Consider the following 15,580-nt stretch of genomic DNA (forward strand, 5'->3'; position numbering starts at 1 on the left):
CTCACATCCGGTCCGGGGCCGTGACGCCCAGCAGGGAGAGCCCGTTGCGGAGCACCTGCCCGGTCGCCTCGTTCAGGCGCAGCCGGGTCGAGTGCACGGCCTCGACCGGGTCCTCGCCCTGCGGCACGACCCGGCAGTTGTCGTACCAGCGGTGGTAGAGGCCGGCGACCTCCTCGAGGTACCGCGCGACGCGGTGCGGCTCGCGCAGCTCCGCGGCGTGCGCCACGATGCGCGGGAACTCCTGCAGGCCGCCGAGCAGCGCCGACTCGGTCGGATGCACCAGCGTCTCGGGCGCGAACGGCTCGACGGGGACGCCCGACGCCGCGGCCTTCGCCGCGACCTGGCGGGTGCGCGCGTGGGCGTACTGCACGTAGTAGACGGGGTTGTCGTTGCTCCGCTTGGTCAGCAGGTCGAGGTCGATGTCGAGGGTCGAGTCGGCCGAGGAGCGCACCAGCGAGTAGCGCGCGGCGTCCACGCCGACGGCCTCCGTGAGGTCCTCCATCGTGACGACGGTCCCCGCCCGCTTGGACATCCGGACCGCCTCGCCGTCGCGGAGCAGGTTGACCAGCTGGCCGATCAGGATCTCGAGGTTCACGCCCGGGGTGTCGCCGAACGCCGCGCACATCGCCATCATCCGGCCGATGTAGCCGTGGTGGTCGGCGCCGAGCATGATGATCGCCCGATCGAAGCCGCGCTCGCGCTTGTCGAGGTAGTAGGCGAGGTCGCCCGCGATGTAGGCCGCCTCCCCGTCGCTCTTGATGATGACGCGGTCGCGGTCGTCGCCGAACGAGGTGGTCCGCAGCCAGGTGGCGCCGTCCGCCTCGAAGATGTGCCCGAGCTCGCGGAGGCGCTCGATCGCGCGGTCGACGGCACGCGACTCGTGCAGGGAGTTCTCGTGGAAGTACACGTCGAAGTCGACGCCGAACTCGTGCAGGCTCTGCTTGATCTCGCCGAACATCAGCTCGACGCCGATGGAGCGGAAGGTCTCGGCGAGCTCCTCCTCGGGCAGGACGGCGAGGTCGCCCGGGTAGGCGGCGGCGACGCGCTCGGCGATGTCGCCGATGTAGGCGCCGCCGTAGCCGTCCTCCGGGGTCGGCTCGCCGCGGTGGGCGGCGAGGAGGCTCCGCGTGAAGCGGTCGATCTGCGCGCCGTGGTCGTTGAAGTAGTACTCGCGGGTCACCTCGGCGCCCTGCGAGAGGAGCATCCGTGCCAGGCTGTCGCCGACCGCCGCCCAGCGCGTCCCGCCGATGTGGATGGGGCCGGTGGGGTTGGCGGAGACGAACTCGAGGTTCATCCGGACGCCGGCGTAGGCGGACCCGGTGCCGTAGGCCTCGCCCGCCTCGACGATCGCGCCGGCCAGGGCACCCGCGGCCGCGGCCTCGAGCCGGACGTTGAGGAAGCCGGGACCGGCGACCTCGACCGTGGCGACGCCCTCGACCGCGCCCAGCCCCTCGGCCAGCTCGGCGGCGAGCTCGCGCGGGTTCGCGCCGACCCGCTTCGCGAGCTTCATCGCGATGTTCGAGGCCCAGTCCCCGTGGTCGCGGTTCTTCGGGCGCTCCAGCACGACGTCCGAGAGCTCGACACCCGCATCGCTCCCCCGTCGCTGCACGGCGTCGAGGACGAGGGCGTGCAGGGAGGCGGCGAGCTGTTCGGGAGTCACGGGGAGCGATTCTACCGGCCGCCGCGCCCGCGCCCCCCGTCCCTCCTGCACCGTGGGGCCGCTCGGCAGGGCGGCGTTGCTAGGGTGCGACGCATGCGCCGTCCCGCCGCCCTCCTCCTCGTCGCCCTCGCCGCGGCGGGCCCCTCCGGCTGCTCCCCCGCGGCCGACCCGGAGCCGAGCGCGAGCGGCGCCGTCAGCGGCACGCCGATCCCCCTCGCCTGCGAGCAGCTGGTCCCGGCCTCGGCGCTCGCGGGCCTGTGGGGCGGATTCTCCCCGGACGACGGCATCGGGACCACCGCCGTCTCCGAGGAGATCGCCCAGTACGACGGCGTGGTCTGCGGATGGTCCGACGATTCGGGCGCGGAGCTGCAGCTGGCCGTGGCCCACCTCGACCCCGCGGTGATCGAGGCGCTCAAGAACGAGTTCTTCACCAACAGCAAGGCCGTCCCCACCTACGGCAAGCCGCCGGAGATCGAGGGCTACTACCAGGTGGCCGAGGGGCGGGGCGTCGCGGACGCCTTCGTCGGCGAGTACTGGATCGAGGCGTCCAGCGCCTCCTTCGTCGAGCCGGGCGACCCCGAGCCGCTCGTGCGGTCGGCGATCGGCGTCCTCGCCGACTGAGCCCCGGCGTCAGCCCAGGCGCACCGGCGAGACGTGGTCGTCGACGAGCGCCGCGTCGCAGTCGGCCTCCACGCTCATCCCGGTCAGGCGCAGGTCCGTCAGGTAGCTGCTGAGGAACGCGGTGTCGGCCGTGTCCCGGCCGGACGAGATGCGCAGCATCGACCCGCGCGGAGCCAGCCGGGTCGCGTCCACGACGTGCCAGGCGCCGCCGACCCAGGCCTCCGTGACCGCGTGGAAGTCCCGCGGCTCGAGGCCCGGCGCGTAGACCGCTGTCACCCGAGCGGGGATGTCGAGAGCACGGAGGAGCCCGGCGACCGTGTGCGCGAAGTCCCGGCACACGCCCTGGCCGCTCTCGATGACCTGCGCCGCTCCCCCGGTGCCGACCGTCGAGCCGTAGACGTACGACAGGTGGCCGTGCACCCATTCCTCGACGGCCGTCAGCGCCTCGAAGCCCCGGGCCCGCCCGAACTCGCGCCGGGCGATCCCTCCGAGCACGTCCGCCTCGGCGTACCGGCTCGGCCGCAGGTACTCGACGAGCTCGAGCTCGCTCGGCTCGTCCGGAGCGCCGTGGCCGGCGACCCGCGCCCGGTACTCGACCCGCAGGTCGCCCTCGTTCCCCGCGACGCGGTGCACGCGGGCGCCGTGCCGCGCCGGGAACTCCCGCACCGGCACGTCCTGCCCGTCGAGCCGGACGGTGAAGGAGTCCTCGAACGAGTCGCCCGTGGGCGTCGCCGCCACCAGGAAGATCAGGTCGGTCGGGCCGTTCAGACGCAGATCCAGCGAGGCGGAGACAGTGCGCAGCATGGCTCCATCGTGGCATGCGCGAGGACGGCTCCCGGCGTCGGGGCCCGCCCCGCCCGGGTGCTAATGTGGTCAGGCACTCCTGGCCCCCATAGCTCAGGGGATAGAGCACTGCCCTCCGGAGGCAGGGGCGTAGGTTCGAATCCTACTGGGGGCACATCCGCGGTCCTCCGCTCTCCTCCCTCGCACATGGGCGCTCAGCTCCGGTGCTCGACGCCCCTCGAGGCGCACCCCTCCACCACGGACCGAGCGGCGTCACCCGGTGGGCGACCGAGTCCGACCGTGGCGCTCCTCACCCGGCGCTCCGACCCTCCCCGGACAGCACGAAGGCCCGCGATCGTCGATCACGGGCCTTCGGGACGTTCACCACCGGCACTCGGCCGGTCGGGCTCACTCGTAGAGGTGGAAGGTGCCGGCGCAGTCGGCCGAGCAGAAGCCGTCGCGGCGACGGGCCGAGGCCGCTCCGCAGGCTTCGCAGCGGCGGCATCCGAGCATCCGCGAGATCAGGCTCTGAGGCGCCGACGCGACCACCGAGACCGGGGTGTCGGGGCGCACGGGGGCTCCCGTGGTCGAATCGAGCTGGATCCCAGCGATGTCGAGCGTGGCGCGAAGCATCCGTGTTCCTTCCGATCGGTGAACCATGTGCGAGCACTGCATTGCCAGTCCCTGAGATTCTGCGAAGGGCTTGACGCGGCTCGCGATCGAGAGTAGCCGAAATCGACATCTGTCGGTCAGCCGGGATCGACCCGGGGAACGACGAGCAGCCGCGCCCCCTCCTGGCGGAGAGAGGCACGGCTGTTCGGGTGTCGGGGATCGGTGGGCGGACGACGCCGGAGCTCATGGGAGCGGGGCGTCGGGCCCGGAACGACCGGGAAGTGGGCCTAGTACGCGCCGCTGGTGCTCCGGGTGTCGATCGCCACCGTCTGTGCGGGAACCGGCGCCGGTCGCAGGGCGGGGAGCGAGGCGCTCCTGCCCGTGCGGAACGGCAGCAGGACGAGCATGACGGGGAGAAGGACGATCCACAGGAGGACCGACAGCGCGAGACGCGCCCAGATGGAAAGAATATTGAGCATGTTTGTGCCGCCTTCGGGTGACGGTAGAGGTGAACTTCGCGAACAGTATCATCGGGCCGACGGGGGGAGAAGAGTAGAATTGCGCCACTGATCGCGCCTCTCCCGCCACGCCCCCGAGCGGTCTGTCACTCCTCATTCGTCGCCCAGCGCCGATCGGATGGGTCGATCCCGCATCCGATCGACACACGGCCCGCCCAGTGCGTCCTCCTGGGAGCCGGGCCGTAGGGTGAGCGCGTGAAGATCCTTGTCGTCGAAGACGATCCAGCCATGGGTGAGGCGCTCGTCGGCGGCCTCGAAGACGCCGGCTACGACGCCGTGCTCACCACGAACGGCATCGACGCGCTCGTCGCGTTCAGCAACGCCGAGTTCTCGGCCGCCATCGTGGACGTCATGCTGCCGGCGATGTCGGGCTTCGAGATCTGCCGCCGGATCCGCGAGCTCGGCCGGCCCACGCCGATCATGCTGCTGACCGCGCGGGACGCGATCGAGGACCGCGTCTTCGGCCTCGATGCCGGAGCGGACGACTACCTGACCAAGCCGTTCGCGTTCACCGAGCTCAACGCGCGCCTCCGGGCCCTCCTGCGCCGCAGCCCGTCGCTGATGTCCACCTCGATCGACGTCGGACGCATCACCGTGGACGGATCGAGCATCCGGCGCACCGCCGACGGCTCGCGCATCCACGTCAGCCCGAAGGAGCTCGAGCTCCTCAAGCTCCTCATCACTCCCGTCGGCTCCGTGGTGACCCGCCAGCGGATCCTCTCCGAGATCTGGGGCGGCGGCGAGATCGTCGACAACAACATCGTCGACCAGTACGTCAGCTACCTGCGCAAGAAGCTCCCGACCGAGGACACGGGCGTCAGCATCGTGACCGTCCGCGGCAAGGGCTACTTCCTCCGCCCGGTCGAGTAGCCCGTGTCGCGGATGAGCACGGCACGCCGCCGGGTCGGCGCGCTCTCGATCCGCGCGAGGATCACCGTGGGAACGGTCGCTGTGGCGACCGCCCTCTTCGCGCTCGCGGCGCTGCTCTTCTACCAGGTGGTCACCGGCATCGTCGACCGCAGTGAGCGGACGATCCTGATGTCGATCGAGGACGAGGTCCGCCGCGACATCTCGGCGGGCAACGTCCCGCGCACGCAGGGCTCGTCGACGGGTCAGCTGTTCCTCGCCCTCGCGCCCGACGGGAGCGTCAGCACCTCGACCATGCCCTCGCGCCTGAGCGGCGAGGTGTTCAGCGCTCTGGCGGAGGAGCCGGCCGACACCTCGCCCCGGTACGCCGACGTGACGACGGCGAACGGCAGCTACCTGGTCCGCTTCACGGCCATCGAGAGCGATCGCGGCGTCTGGCAGGTCGCCTCCGCCCGCGATCAGGCCGCGTCGCAGCTCGTCCTCGACGACTTCGCCCACGTGCTCGTCTACGCCGCGATCTTCCTCGTCGTCACGTTCGGGCTCGCCTCGTGGATCCTGACGGGCGCGGCCCTCGCCCCGGTGCGCCGGATGCGGGCGCGCGCGGATCAGATCGCCGCCGAGCCCGGGCAGGGCGACCAGCTCCCGGTCGTCGGCACGCGCGACGAGATCGACGAGCTCGCGGTGACGCTGAACGCGTTCCTGACCAAGCAGACCGCGTCGCTGGCCCGGGAGAAGCAGATGGTGTCGGATGCGAGCCACGAGCTCCGCACTCCCCTCGCCGCGCTCTCCGCGCAGCTCGAGATCGCCCACCACCGCGTCGACGATCCGGTCGCGGTCGACCGGGTCATCCTCGACGCGCAGAAGAGCGTCGACCGGCTCGTGCGCCTCGCGTCCGCCCTGCTCGACATCTCGCGCATCGAGAGCCGCACCGTCCGCCCGACCGCTCCCTTCGCCGAGCTCGTCGACGAGCTGGTGGGCGCCGTCGACCGCACCCGCCTGCTCGCCTCGGAGTCGGGGGTGGAGATCGACTACGAGATCGACGAGCGCGAGCCGGCCCGGCTCTACGCGGTCGCGTCCCAGGACTTCGGCCGGGTGATCGACAACCTCGTGAGGAACGCGATCCAGGCGATGAACGGCGGCGGCATGATCGTCGCCTCCCTCTCGCAGTCGGACGGGCGCCTGATGCTCAGCGTCTCGGACGACGGACCGGGGATGCCCGACGCCTTCATCCCGGTCGCCTTCGACCGCTTCTCCCGCCCGGACGACTCCCGGACCCTCGCCTCCGGCGGCAGCGGTCTCGGACTGGCCCTGGTGCACACCACCGTGCTCTCGGCCGGCGGGACGGTCGCCCTGGTCAACCGCTCCCCCCGGGGTCTCGCGGTCGACATCGTCCTCCCGCCCGTCGGCTCCGCCTGAGCCGCCCCGCCCCGGGAACGACGAAGGCCCCCGGCGGACCGGGGGCCTTCGTGGAGGATCGTCAGCGCGGGTCGTCCTCGGGGCGGACGGGCTGCGGCTGCGGGTCGCCGATCGCAGCGGGCGGCGGAGCCCAGGCCGTCTGCGGCGCCTCCGCCGGGGAGGTGCCGCCGTCGAGCAGGTTGCGCGCGCGGTTGACCACCTCGGGGTCCACGAGCACGGAGTAGCTGGTCGCGATCACCTGCATGGTCGAGGTGAAGTCGCGACGGCGGCGGTTCACGGCGTAGGAGGCGAGCCCGAAGAGCATCCCGAAGCCGGCGCCGAGGAGGACCGCCGCGATGAGGAAGGAGAACTCCGTCGTCGGCGAGAAGATGATGAGCAGGAGGCCCAGGAAGACACCGAGCCAGGCGCCGGAGGCCGCTCCGGCGAGGGCGACGCGGCCCCAGGTGAGCTTGCCGGTCACCCGCTCGACGCTCTTGAGCTCGTTGCCGATGATGGCGAGCTGGCGCACCGGGAAGTCGGCGCGGGCGAGCACGTCGACGGCGGCCTGCGCCTCCTGGTACGTGTCGAACGTGGCGAGGATCTCCCCGCGCGGGATCGTGGGGAAGGCCGGCCCTCGGCCGCTGAACGGCGTCTGCTGAGTCACCCGGACAGAATCGCACAGGCCACTTGAAGGTCTCTGAACGGATTCGGAGAACCGGCCGAGGGTGAGCCGGGAACGCTCGGCGTCCGCCCGGCTGCACGGGACTAGGTTTGTAGCCGTGAGTTCCGCCAGAGTCTTCGTCGCGCGCTTGGCCGGATGCAGTGTCTTCGACCCGGCCGGCGATCGCGTCGGCAAGGTCCGCGACGTGCTCCTGGTCTACCGGCAGAACGACGCCCCGCGGGTGGTCGGCCTGGTGGTCGAGATCCCCGGGCGCCGTCGCGTCTTCGTGTCGATCGGCCGGGTCACCAGCATCGGCAGCGGCCAGATCATCACCACCGGGCTGATCAACGTGCGCCGCTTCGAGCAGCGGGGCGGCGAGGTCCGCGTCATCGCCGAGCTCCTCGGCCGCCGGGTGAGCTTCGTGGACGGCTCCGGTGACGCGGTCGTCGAGGACGTCGCGATCGAGGAGGCCGCTCCCGGCGAGTGGGAGCTCGCGCAGCTCTTCGTCCGCCGGCCCAAGACCAGCCCCTCCCCCTTCGCCAAGGGCGCGACCGCCTTCGCCGGCTGGCGCGAGGTCCGCGAGAGCGTCTCGACCGAGGCGCAGTCCGCCGAGCAGTACGTCGCGAGCCTCTCCGAGCTCAAGCCCGCCGACCTCGCCAGCACGCTCCTCGACCTGCCGCAGCAGCGGATGCTCGAGGTCGCCGGCGAGCTCTCGGACGACCGCCTCGCGGACGTGCTCGAGGAGATGCCCGAGAGCGAGCAGGTCGAGATCCTCGGCCGGCTCGACGACGACCGCGCCGCCGACGTCCTCGACCAGATGCAGCCGGACGACGCGGCCGACCTGATCGCCCAGCTCTCGGAGGAGCGCGGCGAGGCGCTCCTGGAGCTGATGGAGCCCGAGGAGGCGGACGACGTCCGCATGCTCCTCACCTACGCTCCGGAGTCCGCCGGCGGTCTGATGACCACGGAGCCGATCATCGTCTCCTCCGAGGCGACCGTCGCCGAGGGTCTCGCCCTCATCCGCCGCCACGAGCTCGCCCCGGCACTCGGCGCCGCCGTCTGCGTCACACTGCCGCCCTACGAGCCGCCGACCGGCCGCTTCCTCGGCATGGTGCACTTCCAGCGGATGCTCCGCTACCCGCCGCACGAGCGCCTCGGCACCCTGCTCGACCAGAGCATGGACCCGATCACGCCCGAGACCTCGGCGGCCGAGGTCGCCCGGATACTGGCCAGCTACAACCTCGTCTCGGTGCCCGTCGTCGACGCGTCCCACCGCCTCGTCGGCGTCGTGACCATCGACGACGTCCTCGACTACCTCCTCCCCGACGACTGGCGCAGCCACGGCGACGACGACGAACCGAGGAAGCCGGTGACGACGGCGACGCAGGGCGTCCCGCTCGTGCCGCCGGCACCCGCGGCGACAGGCAGGACACGACGGGGACGGAGGGGTGCGCGTGGCTAGGGACACCAAGCAGGACCGGCGCCTCGACGCTCCCAAGGGCTTGCGCACCCGCGTCCTCTCGCGGCGGAACCGCCCGAGCAGCGACCGCTTCGGCCGCCTGACCGAGTCGTTCGCCCGCGGCATGGGCACGCCGTGGTTCCTGGTCGGGATGACGATCTTCTGCGTCTTCTGGCTGATGTTCAACACCTACGGGCCCGCGGACGCGCGCTTCGACTCTCAGGCCCTCGGCTTCACGGTGCTGACGCTGATCCTCTCGCTGCAGGCCTCCTACGCCGCGCCGCTCCTGCTGCTCGCGCAGAACCGACAGGACGACCGCGACCGCGTGCAGATCGAGCAGGACCGGCAGCGGGCCGAGCGCAACCTCGCGGACACCGAGTACCTCGCGCGCGAGGTCGTGGCCCTGCGCCTGGCGATCCGCGACATGGCGAGCAAGGACTTCATCCGCTCGGAGCTGCGCGGCCTGCTCGAGGAGCTCGAGAAGGATCGGGCGCAGGAGCCCGAGCGGCGCGATGCCTGACGTCGCCGCCATCGAGACCGCCGTCAGGACGGCGCTGGCCCGGGTCGTCGATCCGGAGATCCGGAAGCCCATCACCGAGCTCGACATGCTCGAGTCGGTCGAGGCGGCCGTCGACGGAGCGGTCCGCGTCGCGATCCGGCTGACCATCGTCGGCTGCCCGGCCGCCTCCGCGATCGAGCGCGACGTACGCGAGGCCGCGGCCTCGGCTCCCGGAGTCACGGCGGTCGACGTCGTGGTCGGAGTCATGACGCCGGCGCAGCGCACCGCCCTCACCGAACGCCTCCAGGGCGGCCGCCGGAGCATGCCCTTCGGCCCGGACTCGCTCACCCGCGTGTACGCGGTCACCAGCGGCAAGGGCGGTGTCGGCAAGTCGACCGTCACCGCCAACCTCGCGGTCGCCCTCGCTCAGCGGGGGCTCGCGGTCGGCCTCGTGGACGCCGACGTGCACGGCTTCTCCATCCCCGGCCTGCTCGGCCTGATGCACGACGGGCGCGTCGCGGGGCCCACCCGCGTCGGCGAGCTGATGCTGCCGCCGGTGGCGCACGGCGTGAAGGTCATCTCGATCGGGATGTTCCTCGAAGGCGACACCCGGGGGGCGGCCGTCTCCTGGCGCGGACCCATGCTGCACCGCACCATCTCCCAGTTCCTCACCGACGTGTACTTCGGCGACCTCGACGTGCTCCTGCTCGACCTGCCTCCCGGCACGGGGGATGTGGCGATCTCCATCGGGCAGCTGCTCCCGCATGCGGAGGTCCTCATCGTCACCACCCCGCAGCCGGCGGCCGCCGACGTGGCCGAGCGCAGCGGCGCGCTCGCCCGCCAGTCGGGTCAGCGCATCGTCGGAGTGGTCGAGAACATGTCGGGGCTTCCGCAGCCCGACGGCTCGGTGCTGGAGCTCTTCGGCAGCGGAGGCGGGGCCGAGGTCGCGCGTCGGCTCACTGCGACGGGCGACGAGGTGCCGCTGCTCGCGTCGCTGCCGATCTCCGTCGCGCTGCGGGCGGGGGGCGACGAGGGCGTACCCGTCGTCGTCGGCGATCCGGAGGATCCTGCCGCCCGGGCGATCGACGCCCTGGCGGCGACGCTCGCCGCGCGGCCGCGGGGACTGACCGGCCGTCGGCTTCCGCTCGCCGTCGGCTGACGCCTCCGCGCGGCTTGGTGCGGACGGCGTCGGTCGGGACGCCCGCCCGGCGCTCCTCGCGGAGCAGGGCTCAGGTGGCCTCGGAGTCGATCGGCGGCGGCGCGACGCTCGAGAGCGTGCCGGACGAGACGGAGCGCTGCATCGTCGTGTAGTAGCTGTCCTGCGCGGAGCCGGTGCCGCCCGGCACGACCGGAGCAGCGACAGCGGTGGGCGGCTTCACGGTGGGGGCCGGATCGTCCTCGAGCAGGGCGTCGCGGATGATGCGGCGGGGATCGTACTGGCGCGGGTCGAGCTTCTTCCAGTCGACGTCGTTGAACTCGTCGCCCATCTCGTCCTTGACGCGCTCCCGGGCCTGCGTGGCGAATCCGCGCACCTTGCGCACGAGCTGCCCGAGCTGGGCGGCGTAGTGCGGGAGGCGGTCGGGACCCAGCACGAAGACGGCGATGACCCCGATGATGAGGAGCTTGTCGAACGTCAGACCGAACACGAGGACAACACTAACCCGCCGCGCCTCCCTCGCGGAGCCCGCGCGCCACCGTACCCTGACGATGCCCGGGCGCGATCCGCCCGGTGCACCGATCAGAGGAGCGCCCCCGTGTCCGACAAGGATGCCAACTGGAAGTACGCCGAGGACGCGGTCGTCGAGTCGGAGGCCATCGCCTCGGCCCGCCGGCTCTCGGTCGAGCTGGGCATCGACGCCGTCTCCCCCTCGATCGGCGCGCAGGCCGCGCTGGTCGCCGCCGCGGCGCGCGCGACCTCCATCATCGAGATCGGCACCGGCACCGGAGTGAGCGGCCTGTGGCTGCTCGACGGCGCCCCCGAGGCCATGCTCACCTCGATCGACTCCGAGGCGGTGCACCAGCAGCACGCGCGCGCCCAATTCCACGAGGCGGGCATCTCGCCCAACCGGCTCCGGCTCATCCCGGGCCGCGCCCTCGAGGTGCTGCCCCGCATGAACGAGAACTCCTACGACATCGTCTTCGTCGACGGCGATCCGCTGCAGGTCATCGAGAACGTCGAGCACGCGCTGCGGCTCGTCCGTCCGGGCGGGACGGTCCTCGTCCCCCACGCGCTCTGGCGCGGACGCGTGGCCAACCCCGCGCAGCGCGACGAGATCGCGACGGCGTTCCGCACGCTGGTGGCCGAGGTCTGCGCCTCCCCCGCCGTGGTCAGCGTGCTCTCGCCGATCGGCGACGGCCTGCTGCAGGCCAACAAGCGCCGCGCCTGACGAGCGCGGCCGACCGGGGACAGACGGAACGCCCGCCACACGGTGTGCGACGGGCGTTCACGACGGTGCGGATCAGGCGGGAGACACCACCGACGCGAGCGCGTCGTGCAGCTCTTTCGCCTCTGCATCGTTGACCGAGACGACGAGGCGTCCGCCTCCTTCGAGCGGAACGCGCACGACGATGAGTCGGCCCTCCTTAACAGCCTCCATCGGTCCGTCTCCGGTCCTCGGCTTCATGGCCGCCATAGAGTTCCCCTTTCGTGACGTATCCCCCTATTATCGTGCATCCGCGGGGGTGTTCCGAACCGCGCCCGGAAGTCGGGCGTCAGCCGATCACGGCGGGGACCAGTCGCCCGGGGTGAACACCCAGCACAGCAGCACCCAGACGATCTGCCCGACGATCGATGCGGCCACCACGAACACCCTCAGGAGGGTCGACCGCGGCACCGCGAGCGCCCCGGCCAGCGGGAACATCGGCATCAGGATGCGGAACGTGCTCGATTGCGGGTAGAAGAACGCGAAGAGGTAGATCGCGTAGCCGCCGACCCAGAGCCGCGAGAAGACGTCGAGGCTGCGCGTGGCCCGCGAGAACAGGATCGCCAGGAATCCGAGCACCACCACGACGGTGATGCCCATGCCCGTGATCGGCGAGCCGAACCAGAGGCCTCCCCACCAGCCCCCGCCGGCGAACCAGGAGGTGAAGGGGATGAGCTCGCCCTCGCCGATGAAGACGCTGCGCCAGGCGAGCTCGGTGTCGGTGTAGGCGGTGAAGGAGCCGGTCACGGCCCAGGCGATGAGCAGCCAGGCGAAGCCCACCGCGAGGGACCAGACCGTGAGGGAGACCGTGAAGGCGAACTCCCGGCGGGCGAACGGCTCGGAGCCGCGCACGTGGCGCCAGACGCGGTAGAGGAAGTAGAGGCCCGTCATCGCCGCGATGGCGAGGCCGCTCGGGCGCAGGAGCCCCACGACCAGCACGACGGGGAACGTCCAGATCCACTTGCGACGCACCAGCAGGAGGAGCAGCACGGCCGTCAGGAGGATGCCGCCGGACTCCGCGTAGCCTATCTGCAGGATCGGGGACGTCGGAGCGACGCAGAAGAAGACGATCCCCATCAGCGCCTGGCCCTCGCTGAGCGAGACGCGGAACAGCCGGTAGATCACCAGGCACGCCGCTGCACTGCAGACCAGGGCGACGAGCACCGCCGCGTTCGCCCAGTCGAGCCCGGTGATGTTCATCAGGCCGCGGACGGTGAACGGGTAGACGGGCATGAACGCCCAGGGGTTCTGCTCCACGGCTCCGGACGGCGAGAGCGGCAGGACCGACGGGTACCCCGTCATCCCGATCCGCTCGTACCAGCCGCCGTCCCACGTCGTCGCGAATCGGACGTAGGTGTCGCGGAGTCCCGTCCACTCGACGCCCTGACGCACGGCGCCGACACGGAGCATGATCACGGTCGTGACGACCCGGGACACGGCGAAGACCAGGAGCACCTGGATCCACCACGGGATCCTCCGGAGCAGACCCCAGCGGGAGCGGGACGGAGAGGCGTCCTCCGTCTCCGGCGCGATCGCGGTGGCGCTCACGCGAGCAGCCCGCGGTCCGTCGAGGAGGGGGTCGTCAGCGAGGAGCGGGCGGGTGTCGCCGCGGCTCGCCGGCGGGTCGGCCGGAGGAGGGGCGACGCGTGTCGCGGCTCACCGGCTGGCGTGAGGGGAGACATTCCGACGAGCATACCCGTGCGGGAGTCGGGAGTCCCCGGAGGAGCACCGCGCCGGGCGGGCGCTCGGCACGATCACGGCGGGGTCCAGTCCGATCCGGCGACGGCCCAGCAGATCGAGATCCAGACGATCTGGCCGCCGATCCCGAGCAGGACCAGCGCGACGCGGAAGACCGGCGAGCGCGGCACCGCCAGCGCTCCGACGAGCGGGAACATCGGGCCCAGCAGCCGGAAGGTGCTCGACTGCGGGAAGAAGAACGCCAGCAGGTAGACGCCGTACCCGGCGACCCAGGCCCGGCTGAAGAGATCGAGCCGCCGTGTCCACGGTGCGGCGAGGATCCCGACGAACGCCGCCAGCAGGAGCACCACCAGCACGACGCCGACGGCCGGAGCACCGAACCACCACGAGCCCCACCAGGCGCCGCCCTGGAACCACGGGGTCAGCGGGAGCAGCTCCTGGTAGCCGATGTAGACCGCACGCCACGCCAGCTCGGTGTCGGTGTACGCGGTCATCGACCCGGTGACGGCCCACGCCACGGCGGGCCAGAGGAAGCCGACCACGAGCCCCCACGCCGTCAGGCCCACGGCCGGCAGCCACTCCGACCGCGGGAACGGCTCCGTGCGGCGCCGGACGAACCGGTAGACGACGTACAGGCCGAGCGCGGCGGCGAAGGCGAGCCCGCTCGGCCGCGTCAGGCCCAGCAGCAGCACGACGGGCACGACCGCGAGCCAGCGCCGCCGCACCAGGAGGAGGAGCGTGACCGCGGTCAGCAGCATCGCCATCGACTCCGCGTAGGCGAGCTGCATCAGCGGCGAGGTCGGCGCCACGCAGAACAGCAGCACCGCCGTCAGCGACTGCGACTCGCCGAGGGAGTGCCGGAAGAGGCGGTACAGGACGAGGCAGGCTCCGGCTCCGCACAGGACGGAGACGGTCACGGCGGCCGGAGCCCAGGTGAAGCCGGTGAGCGCCATCAGCGCCTTCACGACGCCCGGGTAGAGCGGCATGAAGGCCCAGGCGTTCTCCCCCACGTGGCCGTCCTGCGTGATCGGCAGGAAGCCGGGGTACCCGGTGGCCGCGATGATCTCGTACCAGCGGCCGTCCCACATCGACGCGAAGGCCGAGTAGGACGGGGAGGGTCCGGTCCACGGGTTCGCGAGCTGGTGCGCGGCGAACTGCAGCAGGATCACCGTCGTGACCACGCGGGTCGCGATGTACACCAGGAGGACCCGCGCCCACCACGGGACGAGGCGCAGGCGGAGGCGGACGGGGACGGCCGTGGCGCTCGCGCTCACGAGGACGCGGTCAGCCAGCGGCGGAGGCCCTCGGTGCACTCGGTGATCTCGTGCACCGCCACGCGCTCGTCGTCGGCGTGGGCCCGGAGCGGGTCGCCCGGTCCGTAGTTGACAGCCGGGATGCCCATGGCGGAGAACCGCGCGACGTCGGTCCAGCCGTACTTGGGCTTCGCCTCGGCTCCGACGGCCGAGAGGAAGGCCTGGGCCAGAGGTGCGTCCAGCCCCGGGCGGGCGCCCTCGGCCAGATCGTCCACCGTCACCTCGAACCCCTCGAAGAGCTCCTCGAGGTGGGCGAGCGCCTCCTCCCCGGACCGGTCGGGGGCGAAGCGGTAGTTGACCTGCACAGTGCAGAGGTCCGGGATCACGTTGCCCGCGACCCCGCCGGTGACGCGCACGGCGTTGACGCCCTCGCGGTACACGAGGCCCTCGACCTCGACCTCGCGCGGCACGTAGGCGGCGAGGCGGTCGAGGATCGGCGCCGCCGCGTGGATCGCGTTCTCGCCGACCCAGCTGCGGGCGGAGTGGGCGCGGACGCCGCGGGTGACCACGTCGACCCGGAGCGTCCCGTTGCAGCCGCCCTCCACTGCTCCGCTGGTCGGCTCGCCGAGCACGGCGAAGTCGGCGGAGAAGAGGTCGGGGCGGTGCCGGGAGAGACGGCCGAGGCCGTTGAGGTCCGCTGCGACCTCCTCGTTGTCGTACCACATCCAGGTGATGTCGACGGCCGGATCGGAGAGCTCGGCGGCGAGGACGAGCTGCACCGCCACTCCGGCCTTCATGTCGACGGTCCCGCGGCCGATGAGGTGCTCGACGCCGTCGATCGTCTCGGCGACGACGGGCAGGTTGCCGTTGACCGGCACCGTGTCGAGGTGCCCGGCGATCACGACGCGCTGGGCGAGGCCGAGGTTCGTCCGCGCCACGACCGTGTGGCCGTCGCGGATGACCTCGAGGTGGTCGTACTGCTCGAGCGCCCACTGCACCGCGTCCGCGATCTCGAGCTCGTCGCCCGAGACGGACGGGATGTCGCAGAGGATCCGCGTCAGGGCGACCGGATCGGTGCGCAGATCGAGCGGAGGGGCGGTGGTCGGATCGGCCATGCGCCCCAGGGTAGCG

The 15,580-nt window shown here is 72.0% G+C and carries 17 protein-coding genes and 1 tRNA gene; 8 read left to right on the forward strand and 10 right to left on the reverse strand.

Features of this window, described 5'->3' with window-relative positions; translation table 11 throughout:
- Nucleotide 1: 1 nt before the first annotated feature.
- The gene (argS, locus tag C5C55_RS01930) at nucleotides 2–1,660 is read right to left on the reverse strand and encodes an arginine--tRNA ligase (RefSeq protein ID WP_104222999.1); all 1,659 of its coding nucleotides are present in this window, start codon (nucleotides 1,658–1,660) and stop codon (nucleotides 2–4) included.
- 93 nt (nucleotides 1,661–1,753) lie between these two features.
- Here argS and C5C55_RS01935 point away from each other — a divergent pair, with 93 nt between their 5' ends.
- Entirely contained in the window at nucleotides 1,754–2,281 is a 528-nt protein-coding gene (locus C5C55_RS01935; protein WP_104232729.1) for a hypothetical protein, read from the forward strand.
- A 9-nt stretch (nucleotides 2,282–2,290) separates the two neighbouring features.
- Here the strand turns inward: C5C55_RS01935 and C5C55_RS01940 are convergent, their stop codons facing one another.
- On the reverse strand, nucleotides 2,291–3,085 hold the full coding sequence (locus C5C55_RS01940; protein ID WP_104232730.1) for a transglutaminase family protein: 795 nt from the start codon (nucleotides 3,083–3,085) through the stop codon (nucleotides 2,291–2,293).
- An 82-nt stretch (nucleotides 3,086–3,167) separates the two neighbouring features.
- Between C5C55_RS01940 and C5C55_RS01945 the strand changes: the two genes are divergently transcribed.
- A tRNA-Arg gene (locus tag C5C55_RS01945) sits at nucleotides 3,168–3,239 on the forward strand.
- A gap of 233 nt (nucleotides 3,240–3,472) precedes the next feature.
- Here C5C55_RS01945 and C5C55_RS01950 read toward each other — a convergent pair.
- Together C5C55_RS01950 and C5C55_RS01955 are read right to left on the reverse strand one after the other, a co-directional pair.
- On the reverse strand, nucleotides 3,473–3,697 hold the full coding sequence (locus tag C5C55_RS01950) for a hypothetical protein (protein WP_104232731.1): 225 nt from the start codon (nucleotides 3,695–3,697) through the stop codon (nucleotides 3,473–3,475).
- Between the two features lie 266 nt (nucleotides 3,698–3,963).
- Nucleotides 3,964–4,155, reverse strand: a complete 192-nt coding sequence (locus C5C55_RS01955) for a hypothetical protein (RefSeq protein WP_104232732.1) — start codon at nucleotides 4,153–4,155, stop codon at nucleotides 3,964–3,966.
- Between the two features lie 234 nt (nucleotides 4,156–4,389).
- Here C5C55_RS01955 and C5C55_RS01960 point away from each other — a divergent pair, with 234 nt between their 5' ends.
- The gene (locus C5C55_RS01960) at nucleotides 4,390–5,064 is read left to right on the forward strand and encodes a response regulator transcription factor (protein WP_258062636.1); all 675 of its coding nucleotides are present in this window, start codon (nucleotides 4,390–4,392) and stop codon (nucleotides 5,062–5,064) included.
- Between the two features lie 12 nt (nucleotides 5,065–5,076).
- Nucleotides 5,077–6,477: a cell wall metabolism sensor histidine kinase WalK gene (locus tag C5C55_RS01965; protein WP_146080874.1), complete on the forward strand. Its 1,401-nt coding sequence runs from the start codon at nucleotides 5,077–5,079 to the stop codon at nucleotides 6,475–6,477.
- Nucleotides 6,478–6,538: 61 nt separating this feature from the next.
- Here C5C55_RS01965 and C5C55_RS01970 read toward each other — a convergent pair whose 3' ends face one another.
- A complete protein-coding gene (locus C5C55_RS01970; RefSeq protein WP_244230618.1) occupies nucleotides 6,539–7,120 on the reverse strand; it encodes a general stress protein in 582 nt (193 codons plus the stop codon).
- Nucleotides 7,121–7,235: 115 nt separating this feature from the next.
- Here C5C55_RS01970 and C5C55_RS01975 point away from each other — a divergent pair, with 115 nt between their 5' ends.
- The 3 genes from C5C55_RS01975 to C5C55_RS01985 are packed head-to-tail and all read left to right on the forward strand — an operon-like array spanning nucleotide 7,236 to nucleotide 10,234.
- Nucleotides 7,236–8,579 (forward strand): magnesium transporter MgtE N-terminal domain-containing protein, encoded by a 1,344-nt coding sequence (locus C5C55_RS01975; RefSeq protein WP_104225554.1) that lies wholly within the window; start codon nucleotides 7,236–7,238, stop codon nucleotides 8,577–8,579.
- Complete coding sequence (locus C5C55_RS01980; protein WP_104222991.1) at nucleotides 8,572–9,096, forward strand: DUF1003 domain-containing protein; 525 nt, start codon at nucleotides 8,572–8,574, stop codon at nucleotides 9,094–9,096. Before C5C55_RS01975 ends, C5C55_RS01980 begins: the two co-directional genes overlap by 8 nt.
- Nucleotides 9,089–10,234, forward strand: coding sequence for an Mrp/NBP35 family ATP-binding protein (locus tag C5C55_RS01985; protein WP_104232735.1), 1,146 nt, complete (start codon nucleotides 9,089–9,091; stop codon nucleotides 10,232–10,234). Before C5C55_RS01980 ends, C5C55_RS01985 begins: the two co-directional genes overlap by 8 nt.
- Nucleotides 10,235–10,304: 70 nt before the next feature.
- Here the strand turns inward: C5C55_RS01985 and C5C55_RS01990 are convergent, their stop codons facing one another.
- Nucleotides 10,305–10,721, reverse strand: a complete 417-nt coding sequence (locus C5C55_RS01990; protein WP_146076468.1) for a twin-arginine translocase TatA/TatE family subunit — start codon at nucleotides 10,719–10,721, stop codon at nucleotides 10,305–10,307.
- 108 nt (nucleotides 10,722–10,829) lie between these two features.
- Here C5C55_RS01990 and C5C55_RS01995 point away from each other — a divergent pair, with 108 nt between their 5' ends.
- Complete coding sequence (locus C5C55_RS01995) at nucleotides 10,830–11,462, forward strand: O-methyltransferase (protein ID WP_104222989.1); 633 nt, start codon at nucleotides 10,830–10,832, stop codon at nucleotides 11,460–11,462.
- A gap of 72 nt (nucleotides 11,463–11,534) precedes the next feature.
- On the opposite strand, the gene C5C55_RS02000 is transcribed toward C5C55_RS01995, so the two are convergent.
- From C5C55_RS02000 to dapE, 4 genes are all read right to left on the reverse strand, one after another.
- Complete coding sequence (locus tag C5C55_RS02000; protein ID WP_068208299.1) at nucleotides 11,535–11,708, reverse strand: DUF3117 domain-containing protein; 174 nt, start codon at nucleotides 11,706–11,708, stop codon at nucleotides 11,535–11,537.
- Nucleotides 11,709–11,795: 87 nt separating this feature from the next.
- Nucleotides 11,796–13,046 (reverse strand): hypothetical protein, encoded by a 1,251-nt coding sequence (locus C5C55_RS02005; protein WP_104232736.1) that lies wholly within the window; start codon nucleotides 13,044–13,046, stop codon nucleotides 11,796–11,798.
- 206 nt (nucleotides 13,047–13,252) lie between these two features.
- Nucleotides 13,253–14,470 (reverse strand): hypothetical protein, encoded by a 1,218-nt coding sequence (locus C5C55_RS02010; RefSeq protein ID WP_258065206.1) that lies wholly within the window; start codon nucleotides 14,468–14,470, stop codon nucleotides 13,253–13,255.
- The gene (gene dapE / locus C5C55_RS02015) at nucleotides 14,467–15,564 is read right to left on the reverse strand and encodes a succinyl-diaminopimelate desuccinylase (RefSeq protein WP_104232737.1); all 1,098 of its coding nucleotides are present in this window, start codon (nucleotides 15,562–15,564) and stop codon (nucleotides 14,467–14,469) included. Before dapE ends, C5C55_RS02010 begins: the two co-directional genes overlap by 4 nt.
- Nucleotides 15,565–15,580: the final 16 nt, after the last annotated feature.

The organism is Rathayibacter sp. AY1C2, assembly GCF_002931195.1.
In the GTDB taxonomy this organism is placed as follows: domain Bacteria; phylum Actinomycetota; class Actinomycetes; order Actinomycetales; family Microbacteriaceae; genus Rathayibacter.